This is a genomic window from Streptomyces sp. NPDC002788 (genome assembly GCF_053592115.1).
The window spans coordinates 94,067-111,302 of record NZ_JBSFVB010000007.1 but is presented as its reverse complement, the minus strand read 5'-3'; the positions used below and the strand labels follow the sequence as shown (position 1 = coordinate 111,302).

General features: G+C 72.0%; 14 protein-coding genes and 1 pseudogene. 5 read left to right on the top strand and 10 right to left on the bottom strand.

Features of this window, described 5'->3' with window-relative positions; genetic code table 11:
- The first annotated feature begins 197 nt into the window (after positions 1-197).
- On the top strand, positions 198-983 hold the full coding sequence (locus ACWD1U_RS15135) for a S1 family peptidase (protein ID WP_451107683.1): 786 nt from the start codon (positions 198-200) through the stop codon (positions 981-983).
- Between the two features lie 188 nt (positions 984-1,171).
- On the opposite strand, the pseudogene ACWD1U_RS15130 reads toward ACWD1U_RS15135, so the two are convergent.
- A pseudogene (locus ACWD1U_RS15130) lies at positions 1,172-1,404 on the bottom strand (EamA family transporter); the annotation flags it as partial.
- A 328-nt stretch (positions 1,405-1,732) separates the two neighbouring features.
- On the opposite strand from ACWD1U_RS15130, the gene ACWD1U_RS15125 reads away from it, so the two are divergent.
- Positions 1,733-2,905 (top strand): Cmx/CmrA family chloramphenicol efflux MFS transporter, encoded by a 1,173-nt coding sequence (locus ACWD1U_RS15125; RefSeq protein WP_451107971.1) that lies wholly within the window; start codon positions 1,733-1,735, stop codon positions 2,903-2,905.
- A gap of 12 nt (positions 2,906-2,917) precedes the next feature.
- On the opposite strand, the gene ACWD1U_RS15120 is transcribed toward ACWD1U_RS15125, so the two are convergent.
- The gene (locus ACWD1U_RS15120; RefSeq protein ID WP_451107681.1) at positions 2,918-4,273 is read right to left on the bottom strand and encodes a hypothetical protein; all 1,356 of its coding nucleotides are present in this window, start codon (positions 4,271-4,273) and stop codon (positions 2,918-2,920) included.
- A 175-nt stretch (positions 4,274-4,448) separates the two neighbouring features.
- Here ACWD1U_RS15120 and ACWD1U_RS15115 point away from each other — a divergent pair, with 175 nt between their 5' ends.
- The gene (locus tag ACWD1U_RS15115; RefSeq protein WP_451107679.1) at positions 4,449-5,108 is read left to right on the top strand and encodes an SLATT domain-containing protein; all 660 of its coding nucleotides are present in this window, start codon (positions 4,449-4,451) and stop codon (positions 5,106-5,108) included.
- Between the two features lie 24 nt (positions 5,109-5,132).
- Here the strand turns inward: ACWD1U_RS15115 and cimA are convergent, their stop codons facing one another.
- The 4 genes from cimA to ACWD1U_RS15095 all read right to left on the bottom strand — a co-directional run bounded on the left by cimA (position 5,133) and on the right by ACWD1U_RS15095 (position 9,855).
- Positions 5,133-6,737: a citramalate synthase gene (cimA, locus tag ACWD1U_RS15110; protein ID WP_451107677.1), complete on the bottom strand. Its 1,605-nt coding sequence runs from the start codon at positions 6,735-6,737 to the stop codon at positions 5,133-5,135.
- Between the two features lie 344 nt (positions 6,738-7,081).
- On the bottom strand, positions 7,082-7,345 hold the full coding sequence (locus ACWD1U_RS15105; RefSeq protein ID WP_451107986.1) for a hypothetical protein: 264 nt from the start codon (positions 7,343-7,345) through the stop codon (positions 7,082-7,084).
- 134 nt (positions 7,346-7,479) lie between these two features.
- On the bottom strand, positions 7,480-8,568 hold the full coding sequence (locus ACWD1U_RS15100; RefSeq protein ID WP_451107675.1) for a branched-chain amino acid aminotransferase: 1,089 nt from the start codon (positions 8,566-8,568) through the stop codon (positions 7,480-7,482).
- A gap of 243 nt (positions 8,569-8,811) precedes the next feature.
- The gene (locus tag ACWD1U_RS15095) at positions 8,812-9,855 is read right to left on the bottom strand and encodes a 3-isopropylmalate dehydrogenase (RefSeq protein ID WP_451107673.1); all 1,044 of its coding nucleotides are present in this window, start codon (positions 9,853-9,855) and stop codon (positions 8,812-8,814) included.
- Between the two features lie 155 nt (positions 9,856-10,010).
- On the opposite strand from ACWD1U_RS15095, the gene ACWD1U_RS15090 reads away from it, so the two are divergent.
- Positions 10,011-11,591: a purple acid phosphatase family protein gene (locus ACWD1U_RS15090; RefSeq protein ID WP_451107671.1), complete on the top strand. Its 1,581-nt coding sequence runs from the start codon at positions 10,011-10,013 to the stop codon at positions 11,589-11,591.
- A gap of 48 nt (positions 11,592-11,639) precedes the next feature.
- Here the strand turns inward: ACWD1U_RS15090 and ACWD1U_RS15085 are convergent, their stop codons facing one another.
- The 4 genes from ACWD1U_RS15085 to ACWD1U_RS15070 all read right to left on the bottom strand — a co-directional run bounded on the left by ACWD1U_RS15085 (position 11,640) and on the right by ACWD1U_RS15070 (position 15,308).
- On the bottom strand, positions 11,640-11,771 hold the full coding sequence (locus tag ACWD1U_RS15085; protein WP_389093301.1) for a hypothetical protein: 132 nt from the start codon (positions 11,769-11,771) through the stop codon (positions 11,640-11,642).
- Between the two features lie 254 nt (positions 11,772-12,025).
- Positions 12,026-12,568, bottom strand: a complete 543-nt coding sequence (locus ACWD1U_RS15080; RefSeq protein WP_451107669.1) for a GNAT family N-acetyltransferase — start codon at positions 12,566-12,568, stop codon at positions 12,026-12,028.
- Positions 12,569-12,641: 73 nt separating this feature from the next.
- Positions 12,642-14,273, bottom strand: coding sequence for an L-glutamate gamma-semialdehyde dehydrogenase (pruA, locus tag ACWD1U_RS15075; protein WP_451107667.1), 1,632 nt, complete (start codon positions 14,271-14,273; stop codon positions 12,642-12,644).
- A 54-nt stretch (positions 14,274-14,327) separates the two neighbouring features.
- Positions 14,328-15,308, bottom strand: a complete 981-nt coding sequence (locus tag ACWD1U_RS15070) for a proline dehydrogenase family protein (protein WP_451107665.1) — start codon at positions 15,306-15,308, stop codon at positions 14,328-14,330.
- A gap of 191 nt (positions 15,309-15,499) precedes the next feature.
- On the opposite strand from ACWD1U_RS15070, the gene ACWD1U_RS15065 reads away from it, so the two are divergent.
- Entirely contained in the window at positions 15,500-16,993 is a 1,494-nt protein-coding gene (locus tag ACWD1U_RS15065; RefSeq protein ID WP_451107663.1) for a PucR family transcriptional regulator, read from the top strand.
- Positions 16,994-17,236: the final 243 nt, after the last annotated feature.

Below are 17,236 nucleotides of genomic sequence, written 5' to 3'. Positions count from 1 at the left end.
TGACGCACCGCCGGGCCGGTCCTGGCCGGATCGGCCCCTTGTGGAAAGACCTTCGGCGTTCTCATAATCCAGCAGCAGAGTTTTGACCAGTCCATGCCAGCACATGGACGTTCTTTTTGCCCTCGCTGCTGTCATGTTCCCGTCAATTGATGCTTCGGTTGCACCTCCCCAGTCAACCCCCCACGGAAGGCATCACGTTGAAGAGACTTCTCACGGCCCTCAAGAGATGCGCGGTCCTCGGCGCCGCCGCGCTCGCGATCGCCAGCCTGCAGCCCGTCTCCTCCGCGCAGGCCGCCCCGTCGCCCGTGGTCGGCGGGACCCGCGCCGCGCAGGGCGAGTTCCCGTTCATGGTCCGGCTCTCCATGGGCTGCGGCGGCGCGCTCTACACCCAGCAGATCGTGCTCACGGCCGCGCACTGCGTGGGCCGGTCGGGCAACAACACCGGCATCACCGCGACCGCGGGAGTCGTGGACCTCCAGTCCACCAGCGGCCGGGTCCAGGTCCGCTCCACCAAGGTGCTGCGCGCCCCCGGCTACAACGGCACAGGAAAGGACTGGGCGCTCATCAAGCTCGCCCAGCCCATCAACCTGCCGACACTGAAGATCGCCACCACCACGCAGTACAACACCGGTGACTTCACCGTCGCCGGCTGGGGCGCGAACCGTGAGGGCGGGGCCCAGCAGCGCTACCTGCTGAAGGCCACCGTGCCGTTCGTGAGCGACGCCGCCTGCAAGGCCTACGGCGGCCTGTACAGCGGCCTCGTCGCGAACGAGGAGATCTGCGCCGGCTTCGACGCGGGCGGCGTCGACACCTGCCAGGGCGACTCCGGCGGCCCGATGTTCCGCAAGGACAACGCCGGCGACTGGATCCAGGTCGGCATCGTCAGCTGGGGTGAGGGCTGCGCCCGGCCCGAGGCACCCGGCGTCTACACGGAGGTGTCGGCCTTCGCCTCCGCCATCGCCTCGGCGGCGTCCACGCTCTGACCCGCCGCGCCGTCCTCCGGGCGGGCCCGGTGCCGTTCGGCGCCGGGCCCGCCCCGCGCGGCGGACGGCCTCGTCGGCTCCGGCCCGCATGGCACCCGCCGCTCAGCGGTCCGGCGCCCCGGCCTCCAGCTTCTCGACCGCCGCCGCCTGTGCCGCCCGTCGGTCCTGGCGCGGAGCACGCCGAGCATGGCGACCAGGGAGAACATGCCGAGCAGCGGGACGACGTACGCCCACCAGAGCACATCGGCTCCGGCCGCCGCGTCGGCCAGGGTGACCACGGCGACGCCGCTCAGCCCCAGGACCAGACCGATCCACTGCCGGCCCGAGACGTACTGACCAGCAGCGGCCCCGCGAGGGCTCCGGCGACGAGGGGCTGGACCCCGTCGATCAGGGCCGTCGTCCCGCTGGAGACGCCGAGCTGGGGGGTAGCCGTCCGGCGGCCAGACCGCCCTCGGGCTGGCCGTCAGCCTCGCAGCGGTCGTCGTCGTCCATCGCGGTCAGGGCGGGAAGGACGCGGCTCCGGCCGCCGCCCGGGGCGAGCATGGGGAAAACCGGTGGCCCCGGTCCGCCGGGCGCGTCTAACCTGCCGTCCATGTCCAGCCCCGAGGCGTCCAGAGCGTGGCCACCGGCTCTCCGGTGGCTGTTCGTGACGCTGATGCCGGGCCGCTGAGGCCGCCCGCTCGCTCCGCTGCCGGTGTGCCGTCCGACCTGTCGTGTCCGACGTCGACTTCCGGGTGCGGAGTTTCTTCATGCCGTTCGCTCTTCCTCTTTTGGGCCTTGCCGTGTTCGCGCAAGGTACGTCCGAGTTCATGCTGTCCGGGCTGGTGCCGGACATCGCGCGGGATCTGGGGGTGTCCGTTCCCGCGGCGGGGGCGCTGACCTCCGCGTTCGCGGCCGGGATGGTCGTGGGGGCGCCGCTCGTGGCGGGCCTCGCGCGGCGCTGGCCGCGGCGGGGTGCGCTGCTGGCCTTCCTCGTCGTGTTTCTCGCCGTCCATGTCGCCGGTGCGCTCACCGGGAGTTTCGAGGTGCTGCTCGCCACGCGGGTGGTGGGGGCCTTCGCCAACGCGGGATTCCTGGCCGTCGCCCTCGTGGCCGCCGCGGACATGGTCCCGGCGGACGCGAAGGGGCGGGCGACGTCCATGCTGCTGGGCGGGGTGACGCTGGCCTGCGTGGTCGGGGTGCCCGCCGGGGCCGTACTGGGCGAACTGTGGGGGTGGCGGGCGGCGTTCTGGGCCGTGGCGCTGGTGTCGCTGCCCGCGCTCGTGGCGGTGGCGCGGTCCGTGCCGGGTGGTGCGGCCGAGGGGGCGCCGCCGGCGTTGCGGGGTGAGCTGCGGTCGCTGCGCAGCCCGCGGCTGCTCGTCACCCTGCTGCTGGGTGCCCTCGTGAACGGCGCGACGTTCTGCACCTTCACGTACCTCGCGCCGCTGGTCACCGAGGTGGCGGGGCTGGGCAGCGGCTGGGTCCCCGGGGTGCTCGCCCTGTTCGGGGCCGGGGCGTTCACGGGGGTGGCCGCCGCGGGGCGGTTCGCCGACCGGCACCCCGTGCCGGTCCTCGCCGGCGGGGGCGCCGCGGTGTGCGGGGGCTGGTGCGCCCTGGCGCTCGGGGCCGGGCACCCGGCTCCGGCGCTCGGGCTGGTCTTCCTGCAGGGGGCGCTGTCCTTCGGCGTCGGATCCACGCTGATCGCCCGGGCGCTGTACGCGGCTCCGGGCGCACCGACCCTGGCCGGGGGCTTCGCCACGGCCGCGTTCAACGTGGGCGCGGCGCTGGGACCTTGGGCCGGCGGCATGGTGATCGGCGCCGGGTTCGGGTATCGGGGGCCGGTGTGGGTCAGCGCCGGACTGGTCGTGCTGGCGGGCGCCGTCGCCGGGGTGGCGTGGCGGCAGCGGGGGCGGGCCGGAGGCCTGGAGGCGCTACGGCACTGAGCCGTGTCGTCGTCAGAACCCGCCGCCGAAGTCCCCGCCGCCCCCGAAGTCCCCGCCGCCGCCGAAGTCGCCGCCGCCGAAGCCCCCTCCGAAGTCACCGGTGTCGAAGTCCGCGCCGGAGACGTCGCCGCCCTCGTAGCCGCCGAAGTCGCCGTAGCCGGAGCCGTAGTCGGCCGCGTAGGCGGGGCCGGCCATCATGCTGCCGAGCATGGTGCCGACGAGGAGGCCGGGCAGGAGGCCGCCGCCGAAGTAGCCACCGGCCCAGGGGCCGTACGCCGGGCCCGCCTCCCAGTACGGGCGTCGGCCGTAGTCGGTGTCGACCTCGCGGATCACCGGGTCGCGGCCCTCCGCGAGCCGCACCTGGTCGGCCGCGCAGACCGGGACCTCGCGCGTGGTGCCGGACGGTGGCGTCCAGCTCGCGTCGGCGACCGAGGGGCCGTGGCGCGGGTCGAAGAAGCAGGGCGGGCGGCGCTCCGGCAGCGCTCTGCCCTCACGGCGGGCGGCGAGCCGGGCCAGGGAGAACCGGCCGTCCTCCACGGCCTGGGTGACGGCCCGGACGTCCTCCGGTTTCGTCGCGGCCGCCATCAGGGCCTTCGCCCGCTCGTAGGAGTCCAGGGCGCGTTCGTAGTCGGCGCGCATGGTGTCGTCGGCGCCGGGTTCTCCGGGGTGGAAGTCGAGGCGGTCGAGTTCCTCACCGAAGGCGGTGATGTCCTCGTCGACTACCACACGCAGCTTCTCCAGCGCCGCCCGCTGCTCCTCCTCGTGGCGGCGCCGGTTGCGCCGGACCAGCGCGTAGGTGCCCGCGCCGCCGGCCGCGACCAGGGCGCCGACCGTGATCAGCCCGCCGACCGGCACGTCGTCGCCCGAGCCGTCGCTCCAGCTGCTCGGCGCCGAACCGCCCACGTTGCGCAGGGCGTCGTCGACGAAGTCGTTCAGCTGGGCCTTGGTGTCGCCCGCCCCCCGTACGGCCGTGACCAGGTTGGACACCGACTGGCGGCTCATCACGGCGCTGTCGGCGCGGGCGTCGAAATCGTCGCCGAGGCGGATGCCGTACAGGCCGGTGACTCCGGTCTCGGTGCGCAGGTTCCGGAACAGATACTGCGCGGGGTAGCCGGCCGGGAGGACCGCCACGAAGACGGGCTTGTCCGCGTCCTTGATCTTGTCGGCGAGCGCCTCGGCGTCCGACGCGGCCAGCTGGCCGGAGGCTGCCGGATCGACGTAGACGGGATTCTCGCGCAGTTCCTGGGCGACCTTGGAGAGGTCGGTGGCCGCGTGCGCACCGGGCGCACTCGCCACCAGCACCGCCAGTACGGCGGCGACCGGCACGATCAGCAGGCGTATGACGGTACGCACCAGTGCGGCCTTCATATGTTCGAAGCTACCCGAAACGGCACAGAAAGGGATATCGATCGAGGCACGGATTTCGGGAGGCCGCTGGGCCTACGATGCCTTCTGACTTACTGCCGTGGGCCGGCCGGGCCCACCGGCCGGTGCGGGAGGGGCGGGGAACCGAGGCATGTTCGGACGACGCAGAACCGCGGACATGACAGTGTCCGAACTCACCGAGCTGGACCGCTCGCGGACCCGGGCCGATCTGCTGTGGGAGCTGTTCCGGCATGCCGAGGCCGAGGTGAGGTCGGCGATCGGCTGGTACCTGGCGCGGCGGAGGGGGCCGGCGCTGTGGTCGCGTTCACTGCGCGCGCTCGCCGCGCTGCTGGGCATCGTCGGCACGATCACGCCCCTGGTGCACGCCGCCGCCCCCACGGCCGTGCAGCCCGAGTGGGGTTTCGTGTTCCTGGCCGGCGGGGCGGGCTGCGTCCTGTTCGACCGGATCTTCGGGTTCTCGGCGTCGTGGACCCGCTACATTCGCACGGAACTGGCGCTGCAGCAGCTCCTCAAGAAGGCCCAGTCCGACTGGGCGCAGGCGTACCTGAGGACCACCGACTCCCCCAGCGACAAGGATCAGGCCGCGCTGCTGGGCGTGATCGAGCGGCTGCGGACCGACGCCCAGCGGATCATCGAGGAGGAGGGTTCGGCGTGGGTCGGCTATCTGGCCGACGGCGTCGAGGAACTGACCCGCTCCACGTCCCAGGCCGCCGGCCAGCGCCCCCACCCCGCGGGGCTCTTCCGCCTCGACCGGGTGCCCGGCCGCGACCGGGGCGGTGAGGTGCCGGGGCCGCGGTCCCGGGACACCGCGATGTGACCCGGGCCCCCGGCAGCTCGTCTTCTACTCGACCGGGACGACCCCGGCCCGCAGCAGCCCGTACGTGTACGCGTCCTCCAGGGCCTGCCAGCTCGCCGCGATGACGTTGTCGGCGACTCCCACCGTCGACCACTCGCCCGAACCGTCGGACGTGGAGATCAGCACGCGGGTCGTGGAGTTGGTGCCGTGCTTGCCCTCCAGGATGCGGACCTTGTAGTCGACCAGCTCCAGCTTGGCCAGCTGGGGATAGATCTTCTCCAGGCCGACGCGCAGGGCCCGGTCCAGGGCGTTGACGGGGCCGTTGCCCTCCGCCGTGGCGACGATGCGCTCGCCCTTGGCCCACAGCTTGACCGTGGCCTCGTTGGCGTGGGAGCCGTCGGGCCGGTCCTCGACGATGGCACGCCAGGACTCGACCTCGAAGTAGCGCAGCGGCTTGCCCTGGACCTCGGTGCGCAGGAGGATCTCGAAGCTCGCGTCGGCCGCCTCGTAGGTGTAGCCCTTGAGCTCGCGCTCCTTGACCCGCTCGACGACCCGGCCGACCAGTTTCCGGTCGCCGCCGAGGTCGACCCCGAGCTCCTTGCCCTTGAGTTCGATGGAGGCGCGCCCGGCCATGTCGGAGACCAGCATCCGCATGGTGTTGCCGACCTGCTCGGGGTCGATGTGCTGGTACAGGTCCGGGTCGACCTTGATGGCCGAGGCGTGCAGGCCGGCCTTGTGGGCGAAGGCGGAGAGGCCGACGTAGGGCTGGTGGGTGGAGGGGGTGAGGTTGACGACCTCGGCGATGGCGTGCGAGATGCGGGTCATCTCGCGCAGGTGTCCCTCGGGCAGGACCTTCTTGCCGTACTTGAGCTCCAGGGCCGCCACGACCGGGAAGAGGTTGGCGTTGCCGACGCGCTCGCCGTAGCCGTTGGCCGTGCACTGCACGTGGGTGGCGCCCGCGTCGACGGCCGCGAGGGTGTTGGCGACCGCGCAGCCCGTGTCGTCCTGGGCGTGGATGCCGAGCCGGGCGCCGGTGTCCGCGAGGACCGTGGCGACGACCGCCTGGATCTGCGCCGGGAGCATGCCGCCGTTGGTGTCGCACAGGACGACGACGTCCGCGCCGGCCTCGGAGGCGGTGCGGACGACCGCCTTGGCGTACTCCGGGTTGGCGCGGTAGCCGTCGAAGAAGTGCTCGCAGTCGACGAAGACCCGGCGGCCCTGTTCCTTCAGGAACGACACCGTGTCGCGGACCATCGCGAGGTTCTCGTCGAGGGTGGTGCGCAGGGCGAGCTCGACATGGCGGTCGTGCGACTTGGCGACCAGCGTGATCACCTGCGCCCCCGATTCCAGGAGCGCCCTGACCTGTGGGTCCTGGTCCGCGGTGGTGCCGGCGCGGCGGGTGGAGCCGAAGGCGACCAGCTGGGCGTGCCGGAAGTCGATCTCCTGCTGGGCTCGGGCGAAGAACTCGGTGTCCCGGGGGTTCGCGCCCGGCCAGCCGCCCTCGATGAAGCCCACGCCGAAGTCGTCCAGGTGCCGTGCGATGGCCAGCTTGTCGGCGACGGTGAGGTTGATGCCCTCCCGCTGGGCGCCGTCGCGCAGGGTGGTGTCGAAGACGTGGAAGGAATCGTCGAGCTCGCTGGTTTCGGTCATGGTCTCAAGGCTCCTGAGGATGGGATCTCGGTCGTACCGGAATGACCGGCTCCACCGCCCTCACATACTCCCTCGCGCTCTCGTCTCCGGCTGTGGGTGGGCCAGAAATGCGAAAAACCTCTCGCGGGTGCGAGAGGTCTGCGCGCGGGTCGAGGACGACGGTGTCCGCCCGTACCTGGTCGTACGTGGCGGTCACTGCGGACCGGCGCGCCTGCTGCCAATAATCATGGCGAACGAGAGCACGGGGGGCAGTCTGGCACAACCCCCGCGCTTCGCTCACGGCTGTCTCAGGATGCGGTCGGTCACCTCATGTGGCGGACGTGACATGCGAGGTGTCGTACCTGTCACCGGGCACGGGGTCGGGCGAGGAGCTGCTGAAGGCGACCGTGCGGCCCGTGCCGGTCGAGGACCGGGGCGGACACGCCCCGGGCGCCCGGGCCGTCGACGTCCGTGCGCCCCGTGCGCAGATCGCGGACGTACGCCCGGGTGACGCGGCCGGGGTCGCCCGGGTCGGCCGAGACGAAGGCAGGTACCGGTTGCACGGTCGCCGTCGTAACCACGGCCTGCGTCTTCGCGGGGCACTCGTTCTCGACCGCGCAGGCCGCCATGACGTCGTTCGTGCTGCTCCGGACGGCGATGGCCGACCGATTCGGTTGGTGATTGGGCGAAGGGGGGCCGGGGGCGGAGCCCCCGGGTGGGTGGGCGAAGGGGGGCCGGGGGCAAAGCCCCCGGGGGTGGGGGCTCAGGCCAGCTGGTGCATCCAGCCGTGCTTGTCCTCGGCCGTACCCCGCTGGATGTCGAGCAGGGCCTGGCGGAGCCTCAGCGTGACCTCGCCCGGCTCGCCCCCGCTCTGCTTCCACTCGGCCCCGGCCCGCTTCACGGTACCGACCGGTGTGATCACCGCGGCCGTGCCGCAGGCGAACACCTCCGTGAGTGACCCGTTCTCCGAGTCCCGCTGCCACTGCTCGGCGGAGACCCGGCCCTCCTCGGCCTCGTACCCGAGGTCACGCGCGACGGTGAGCAGGGAGTCACGGGTGACGCCCTCCAGGATCGACCCGGTCAGGGAGGGCGTGACGATCTTGTCGCCGTACACGAAGTACAGGTTCATGCCGCCCAGTTCCTCGACCCACTTGTGCTCGACGGCGTCGAGGTAGCAGACCTGGTCGCAGCCCTTGGTCGCGGCCTCGGCCTGCGCGAGCAGGGACGCCGCGTAGTTACCGCCGGTCTTGGCGTCGCCCATGCCGCCGGGGACGGCGCGCACGCGGTCCTCGGAGACCCAGATGGAGACCGGCTGCACGCCGCCCGGGAAGTAGGCGCCGGCCGGGGAGGCGATCACCAGGAACAGGTACTCGTTGGCCGGCTTCACACCCAGCCCGACCTCGGTCGCGATCATGAACGGGCGCAGGTAGAGGGACTCCTCACCGCCGTGCGCCGGCACCCATGCCCTGTCCTGCTTGACCAGGGCGTCGCACGCCTCGATGAACGTCTCGACCGGCAGCTCCGGCATCGCCAGCCGCCGCGCGGAACGCTGGAAGCGCTCGGCGTTCTTCTCCGGGCGGAACGTGGCGACCGAGCCGTCGGGGCGGCGGTAGGCCTTCAGCCCCTCGAAGATCTCCTGCGCGTAGTGCAGGACCGTGGTGGCGGGGTCGAGGGAGATCGGCGCGTACGGCACGAGCTGGCCGTCGTGCCAGCCGCGGCCCTCCGTCCACTTGATGGTCACCATGTGGTCGGTGAAGTGGCGTCCGAAGCCGGGGCTGGCCAGAATCGCCTCGCGTTCTGCGGCGGAGAGCGGGTTGGCGGACGGCTTGAGCTCGATCGTGGGCGTCGTCATGGGTTGATGTCCTTCACCGGTTGTAGTGACAGGCCGCGCTCGGTACTGCTCTGATGGTGACCAGTGCTAGGACGTCCGAGCATTCCCTCGTTCCGCGGCCTCGCGTTCGATTATCGCCCGGGGGCGGCGGCGGTAGGAACGGGGTGAATGCGACCCGGTGGTCGATGGTGACACCCGGCGGGGAACATGCGGAAGCCGCCGGGTGCGGATGCGACCCGGCGGCTTGCGGAAAGCAGCGGCGGGTCAGCCGGCTACGCGTACGGCGAGCGCGTCGCCGATCTCCGAGGTGGAGCGGGCCGGCTTGCCGGTGCGCTCGCTGAGGTCGGCGGCGACCGCCTCGTCGATCCGGGCGGCCTCCGCCTCGTAGCCGAGGTGGCGCAGCAGCAGGGCGACGGACAGCACCGTGGCGGTCGGGTCGGCCTTGCCCTGGCCGGCGATGTCCGGCGCGGAGCCGTGCACGGGCTCGAACATCGAGGGGAACTCGCCGGACGGGTTGATGTTCCCGCTCGCGGCGACGCCGATGCCGCCGGAGACGGCCGCGGCGAGGTCGGTGACGATGTCCCCGAAGAGGTTGTCGGTGACGATGACGTCGAAGCGCTCGGGCTGCGTGACGAGGTAGATCGTCGCCGCGTCCACGTGCATGTACTCGGTGGTGACCTCGGGGTACTCCTCGGCCACCTTGTTGAAGATGCCGGTCCACAGGTGACCCGCGAAGGTCAGCACGTTGTTCTTGTGGATCAGCGCCAGCTTCTTGCGCGGGCGGGCCTGGGCGCGCTCGAAGGCGTCGCGGACCACGCGCTCGACACCGAAGGCCGTGTTCACCGAGACCTCGGTGGCCACCTCGTGCTCGGTGCCCTTGCGGATGGTGCCGCCGTTGCCGGTGTACGGGCCCTCGGTGCCCTCGCGGACCACGACGAAGTCGATCTGCGGCTCGCCCGCGAGCGGGGTGGCGACACCCGGCAGGAGCTTGGACGGGCGCAGGTTGACGTGGTGGTCGAAGGCGAAGCGGAGCTTGAGCAGGAAGCCGCGCTCCAGAACGCCGGACGGCACGGACGGGTCGCCGATCGCGCCGAGCAGGATGGCGTCGTGCTGCTTCAGGGCGTCGAGGTCGGCGTCGGTGAGGGTCTCACCGGTGGCGTGGTAGCGCCGGGCGCCGAAGTCGTACTCCTTGGTCTCCAGCTTCACATCCTGCGGAAGGACGGCGGAGAGGACCTTCAGGCCTTCGGCCACGACTTCCTGGCCGATGCCGTCACCGGGGATCACTGCGAGATCGATGCTGCGAGACATGCGGGCACCCTACTCCTCGTCCCATGGGATGACACGAGGCGTCCGTGATGCGGACAGGTGGGACGGCGTCCCTCCGGGCGGCGGCACGCGTCCGCCGGGTTCCGTTCACCCTTACGTGGTGCGGCCGTTGGCCTGCGCTGGGAAGTTCACTGGACATGGAGATCCCCCACTTCGGCATCCCGCCCGAGCTCGCGCGCCGGATGAGCATGGCGGAGCAGCACGAGTACCTGCGCACGCGGCTGTCACGGCGGCGCACGCTGGTGACGGCGGGCGCGGTCGCGAGCGGACTCCTGACCGGCTGCTCCGGCTCCGGCTCCGGCTCCGGACAGGGTGGTGCCACGGCGACCAGGGGCCCGTCGTCCAGCACATCGCGGGCGCCCGGCTCCTTCATCACCCCCTTCGGCCGCCATCTCGCCTTCGGCGCCGATCCGAAGACCCAGATGCGGATCTCCTGGCAGGTGCCGCTCGCCGTGCGGAAGCCGTACGTCCGGGTGGGCCTGCGCCCCGACGACCTCGGCCGCGGGATCGAGGCGGAGCTGCGCGACCTGCACACCCCGGAGCTGAAGGGCGTACGCGCGGCGGTCGAGCAGTACTACGTGCACGCCGCGCTGGACGGGCTGCGCCCGGACACGACGTACTACTACGGCGTCGGCCACGAGGGCTTCGACCCGGCGTCCCCGCGGCACCGCTCGACCATCGCGTCCTTCCGCACGGCTCCCACGAGCCCGCCCGAGCGGTTCGTGTTCACCGCCTTCGGCGACCAGGGCGTCGGCGAGGAGGCAGCCCTCAACGACCGTACGCTGCTGCGCCGGGACCCCGCCTTCCATCTGCACGCCGGTGACATCTGCTACGCCGACCCGACCGGCAAGGGCAAGGAGTCGGACGTCTTCGACGCGCGCCAGTGGGACCGGTTCCTCAGGCAGACCGAGCCGGTCGCCAAGTCGGTGCCGTGGATGGTGACGACCGGCAACCACGACATGGAGGCCTGGTACTCCCCGGACGGATACGGCGGCCAACTCGCCCGGTTCTCGCTGCCGGACAGCGGATTCGACGCGCGCACGGCACCGGGCGTGTACGCCTTCACGTACGGCAACGTCGGCGTGGTCGCGCTGGACGCGAACGACGTGTCGTACGAGATCCCGGCCAACTTCGGCTACACGGAGGGCAGGCAGACGAAGTGGCTGGACAGGAAGCTCGGCGAACTGCGGGCGGACGCGTCGGTCGACTTCATCGTCGTCTTCTTCCACCACTGCGCGTACTCGACGTCCACGCACGCCTCCGACGGCGGGGTGCGCGCCGCATGGCTGCCGCTGTTCGCGCGGCACGAGGTGGACCTGGTGATCAACGGGCACAACCACGTCTACGAGCGGACCGACGCCATCCGCAACGGTGAGGTGGGCAGGCCGCTGCCGGTCGGCGGGACGACGGATCCACGCCGGGACGGGATCGTGTACGTCACCGCGGGCGGCGGCGGCAAGGAGCTGTACGGCTTCCCGGACGGGGCGAAGGAGAGCTACGAGGGGAACACCGCCGACCGCGAGTCGCTCGCCACGTTCCGCTGGACCAAGGCCCGGGGCACGAAGGCCGAGTCGGTGCAGTGGTCGCGGGTGCGCTACCGCGGCTTCTCGTTCCTCTCGGTGGAGGCGGTCGGCGGCGCGAGGCCGAGGCTGGCGGTGTCGGCGCTGGCGGCGAGCGGTGAGCGGATCGACCACTTCGAGGTGCGGCGCGGGGCGTGAGACCCCGCACCGCGCCTCGATCGGGTGCGGCTCCCGGTCCGGTGCGGCTCAGTGGCCGGTGGAACCGCCGTTGTCCCTGCGGTCGAGGGCGCGCTGGAGCGCGGCGGCGGCGTTCTTGCGGTCGGACTCACTCGTACGGGAGAGGTGACGGACTCGGCGGCGGACGGTCGTCTCGGCCATGGGACATCGGCTCCTTCGACAGCACGGAGTGCGATAGGGAGGGAAGGTTGCGAGACGCCGGAAGGGGCGGGGAGCGACGGCCGCAGGGATTGCCTGCACGGGGCCCGGCTCACGACCGCCATTCGCTTGGTCGAGCGAGACGTTCGGCTCCAACAAAACTAAGGGAGGCCGGAGCATCTGTCTCCACAATTACTCGGACTTCCTACTATCTGAGACGGTGGATTGAGTCACACGGCGCTGACCTGCGGTGATCGCTAAAGGACGTCACCGTCCCGCCAGTCGAAGAGCAGTTCATGCGCGGGGTCGAGGGAACCGGCGAGGGCGGACCGTACGTAGGTGCTCCCCTCCTCGTCCGGCAGCCGGACGATGCCGTCCCGCGGGCTGAGGGCGTGCACCTCCCCGCGCCACAGCCGCCAGCCGCGTGAGGTGTAGAGCCGGGCGCCGTCGTCGCTCGCGGAGAGCGCGCCGAGATCGTAGGCGCGGTCGACGAGGCGCTCGAGTTCCGCCATGACCCGCCCGCCGAGGCCGCTGCGGCGGGCGTCGGCCCGCACGGCGACGTTCTCCACGTACCCGGTCCGCAGCCACCGGCCGCGGTGCCGCACCCGGCGCACCACGACCGCCCCGTGCGCGGCGAGCCCCGAGCCGTCGTGCACGAGGGCATGCATGCCGCCGAGCCCGTGATCCCAGTCCTCGTCACCGAAGTCACCGTCGAAGGCGGCGTCGAGGAGGGCCCGCACGGCGTCGAGATCGGCAGGGGTCAGGTCGGCGGTGTGGGCGGTGCGCACTCGGATGGTCATCGAGCCAGTCTTCCGGGCGGGCCTGCCGACGGGCCAGGTCTTTCGCGACCTGGCCCGTCGGTCGTCCGGGGTGTCAGCCCATGTGCGGGTAGGTGTAGTCGGTCGGCGGGACCAGCGTCTCCTTGATGGCGCGGGTCAGGGTCCAGCGCATCAGGTTCTGCGGGGCGCCTGCCTTGTCGTTGGTGCCGGAGGCGCGGCCGCCGCCGAAGGGCTGCTGGCCGACGACGGCGCCGGTGGACTTGTCGTTGATGTAGAAGTTGCCGGCCGCGTAGCGCAGCTTGTCCATCGTGTACGCCGCCGCCGCGCGGTCGCCCGCGATGACCGAGCCGGTGAGGGCGTAATCGGACACCGACTCCATCTGGGTCAGCATCTCGTCGTAACGGTCGTCCTCGTAGACGTGCACGGCGAGGATCGGGCCGAAGTACTCGGTGCGGAAGACCTCGTTCTCCGGGTCGGCGCACTCGATGACGGTCGGGCGGACGAACCAGCCCTCGGAGTCGTCGTAGGTGCCGCCCGCGACGATCGTGCAGGAGGCGTCCTCCTGGGCGCGGTCGATGGCGGCCTTGTTCTTGGCGAAGGCACGCTCGTCGATGACGGCGCCGATGAAGTTCGACAGGTCGGTGACGTCGCCCATCTTGATGCCGTCGACCTCGGCGGCCCACTCCTCCTTGAACCCGGAGTTCCACAGGGAGGCGGGGATGTACGCCCGGGAGGTGGCGCTGCACTTCTGGCCCTGGTACTCGAAGGCACCCCGGGTCAGCGCCGTCTTCAGGATCGCCGGGTCGGCCGACGGGTGGGCGACGAGGAAGTCCTTGCCGCCGGTCTCGCCGACCAGGCGCGGGTAGGTGCGGTACTTCTCGATGTTGTTGCCGACCGTCTTCCACAGGTACTGGAAGGTCTTGGTCGAGCCGGTGAAGTGGATGCCGGCCAGCTCGCGGTGGACCAGGGCGACCTTGGAGACCTCGATGCCGTCGCCGGTGACGAGGTTGATGACGCCCTTGGGCAGGCCGGCCTCCTCCAGCAGCCGCATGAGCAGCACGGCGGCGTGGGTCTGCGTCGGGGACGGCTTCCAGACGACCACGTTGCCCATCAGGGCCGGGGCCGTCGGCAGGTTGCCCGCGATCGCGGTGAAGTTGAAGGGCGTGATCGCGTAGACGAAGCCCTCCAGCGGGCGGTGGTCCAGACGGTTCCACACACCCGGGGAGTTGGCCGGGGGCTGCTCGGCCAGGAGCTTGCGGGCGTAGGAGACGTTGAAGCGCCAGAAGTCGATCAGCTCGCAGGGCGTGTCGATCTCGGCCTGCTGGGCGGTCTTGGACTGGCCGAGCATGGTGGAGGCGGCGAGCGTCTCGCGCCACGGGCCGGCCAGCAGCTCGGCGGCGCGCAGGATGATCGCCGCGCGGTCGTCGAAGGACATCGCGCGCCAGGCGGGCGCGGCGGCCAGGGCCGCGTCGATGGCGTCCTGGGCGTCCGCCTGCGTGGCGTTGCGGTACGTGCCCAGCACGGCCTTGTGGTTGTGCGGCTGGACGACCTGGAAGGCCTCGCCGCCGCCCATCCGCTTCTCGCCGCCGATGGTGCAGGGCAGGTCGACGGGGTTGTCGGCCAGCTCCTTCAGCCTGGCCTCCAGCCGGGCCCGCTCGGGCGAGCCGGGGGCGTAGCCGTGCACCGGCTCGTTGACGGGGGTGGGGACCTCGGTCACAGCGTCCATGGTTTCCGTAACTCCTTACTGAGCGGTGTCTCGGTCTCAGCCCTTGATGAGCTGTCAGCCCTTGGTCAGCATCGAACGGGCGAAGAAGCGCAGGTTGGCCGGCTTCTCCGCGAGACGGCGCATGAAGTAGCCGTACCAGTCGGTGCCGTACGCGGTGTACACGCGCATGCGGTGGCCCTCGGCGGCCAGCCGGAGGTGTTCCTCGGCTCGGATGCCGTAGAGCATCTGGAACTCGTACTCGCCGGGTTTGCGCCCGGCCCGGTGGGCGAGTTCCTGGGCGATGGCGATCAGGCGTGGGTCGTGGGACCCGATCATCGGGTACCCCTTCCCGTCCATCAGCGTCCGCAGGATCCGGACGTATGCCCGGTCGATCTCGTGCCGGTCCTGGAAAGCGACCGAGGCGGGCTCCTTGTACGCGCCCTTGACCAGGCGGACCCGGCTGCCGCTCGCGGCGAGGCGGCGGGCGTCGGCCTCGGTGCGGAAGAGGTAGGCCTGGATGACGCAGCCGGTCTGCGGGAAGTCCTTCCGCAGCTCCTCGTGGATGGCGAACATCGAGTCGAGGGTGGTGTGGTCCTCCGCGTCGAGGGTGACCGTGGTACCGATCTCGGCGGCGGCCTCGACGACCGGGCGGACGTTCTTCAGCGCCAACTCGTGGCCGTCCTGGAATGTGGGGGTGGGCCCGGAGGGCCCTTCGAACAGGGCGGTGGTGGGCGAAGGGAGGGCCTGCCCGAACATCGACAGCTTCACCGACACCTCGGCGCGGGTGCCGAGCTCCAGCGGCTTGAGGCGGTCGATCAGCTCCAGGTAGGCGTCCCGGGCGGCGGCGGCCTGCGCCGGGGTGGTGATGTCCTCGCCGACGACGTCCAGCGTCAGCTCCAGGCCCTGCTCGGTGAGGTCCCGGAGGACCGGGACGATGTCGTCGACGTCCTCGCCCGGGATGAAGCGGTCGACGACCTGCTTGGTCACCGGGGCCGCCGAGATCAGGCGTCGCATCCGGTCGCTGCGTGACGCGGCGAGAATCACGGGACCCAGCACGGGGCACCTCCAGGGCACGAGCGACGTGAAGGCCGGACCCCTCGCGTCGGACGCGTCGGGTACGGCACGGAGAACCACCGTGAAATCTAAGGATCCCTCCGATCGTCGGCCATCGACAGCTGTCACGCATCCGTGCCGCAGATCTCAGACAGATGTATGAAGGGGTCCCGGTGGTGAGGGACAATGCCCGGGTGACGTCGGAACACAGGGGCGACTACGAGGAGCTGGTCGACGAGATCTCGGAGCTGCTCGGCGCGCCCGCGACGCTGGAGAACCGCGACTTCGAGCTGATCGCCTTCGGGGCGTACGACAGTGAGGGCGACCTCGATCCGTCGGCCCTGGACCCGGTGCGCACCCGCTCGATCCTCACCCGCCGCTCGACGGCCGCGGTCCGGGCCTGGTTCGAGGGCTTCGGCATCACGCGCGCCACGGACCCGGTCCGCATCCCGCCGACCCCGGAGGCCGGTGTCCACCGGGGCCGGATCTGCCTCCCCGTCCGCCACCGGGGCGTGGTCCACGGCTACGTCTGGCTCCTGGACGACGATCCCGGCCCGAGCGAGCGCCAACTGTCCGCCGCCATGCGGGTCACGGCCCGCATAGGTGCCCTGCTCGCGGACGAGGCCCAGCACGGCGCCGACCTCAGCCGCGAACTGAGGGCGGTCCTCACCGCCGAGCGCGGCTGGCAGAGCGACATGGCCATCGCCGAGCTGCGCACCGCACTCGGCGCCCGCGCCGACGCCCTGCACACGGTGGTGTGCGTCGCCCCCTGGCCCTGCGCTGACCCCGACGACGCCCCCTCGGCCCGGGCGCTGCCGGGCGCGACAGCCCTGTGCACGCTGCCGTGGGGGGCCACGTCCCAGTGCCTGGCCGTGCTGATCCGCCTGCGCTCACCGGATGTACCGACCCCGGCGACCACCGCGGCGGGCCGGTTGCTGGAGCGGGCGCGGGGCGGGAGCGGCTCAGGAGGCGGTGGCACGGGGCTCGCGCCCGGGCGACCGGTGGGCTGCAGCACGGGAAACACGCCCGAAGGACCGGGGGGCGGCGCCGCGCGGATCGCGCAGGGCTCCGCCTCGGGCGGATCGGGCGGCAGCGCGTCGGCCGGAGCCGCCACCGGCGCGCCGGGCGTATCGGCCGGCGGCGCGGGCAGGACCGCTGCGGGCACGCCGGGCGTATCGGCCGGCGGCGCGGGCAGAGCGGCCTGCGGCGCATCGGGCGACGCGGGCGGCGTCTCGCGTGCTGCTGCCGGACCCGCCGCCGGTCTCGCCACCCCCCGTTCCGGTCTCGCCGAGCTGGGAACCGCCTGGTGGGAGGCGTCGGCGGCGGCGCGGGCGGCCTTGGCGGAGCCTCGGCTGGGGCCGGTCGCGCAGTGGGCCTCGATCGGGCCGTTCCGGCTGCTCACCGCCCTGCCCCCGGAAGTCGCCCACGACCCCGTCGCCCGAAGGCTGCTCGCCCCGGTCCACCAGGAGCTCGCCCGTACCGCCGAGGTCTACCTCGACTGCGCCGGCCAGGCCGCCCGGGCCGCCGCCGAGCTGGGCATCCACCGCCAGACCCTCTACTACCGCCTGTCCCGGATCGAGAAGCTCACCGGCCTCGACCTGGACGACGGCGAGGACCGTCTGCTGCTGCACATGGCGCTGAAGGGAGCCCGGCTCTCACCCGGTGAGGCCGACGGGCCGTCCAGGTGAGGCCCGTCGCCCTGAACGGGCGGTTTCCAGGACGGACCCCGTCCTGGCCGGCGCGCCGCATGCGGTCACGTTTCTCCTGGTGCGCCAGCGGCTGGGGAGGAGCTCACGTGCGGTACCGAGGTGCCTGGTCCGCGACGCGCACGATGGTGGCGGGCCTGCTGGGTGCTCGCGCCCGCACTGCCGGGCGCCCGCGCGGGATCCACAACCGGACGGCCGACGAGGTGGGCATCGCCGCCGGACGGC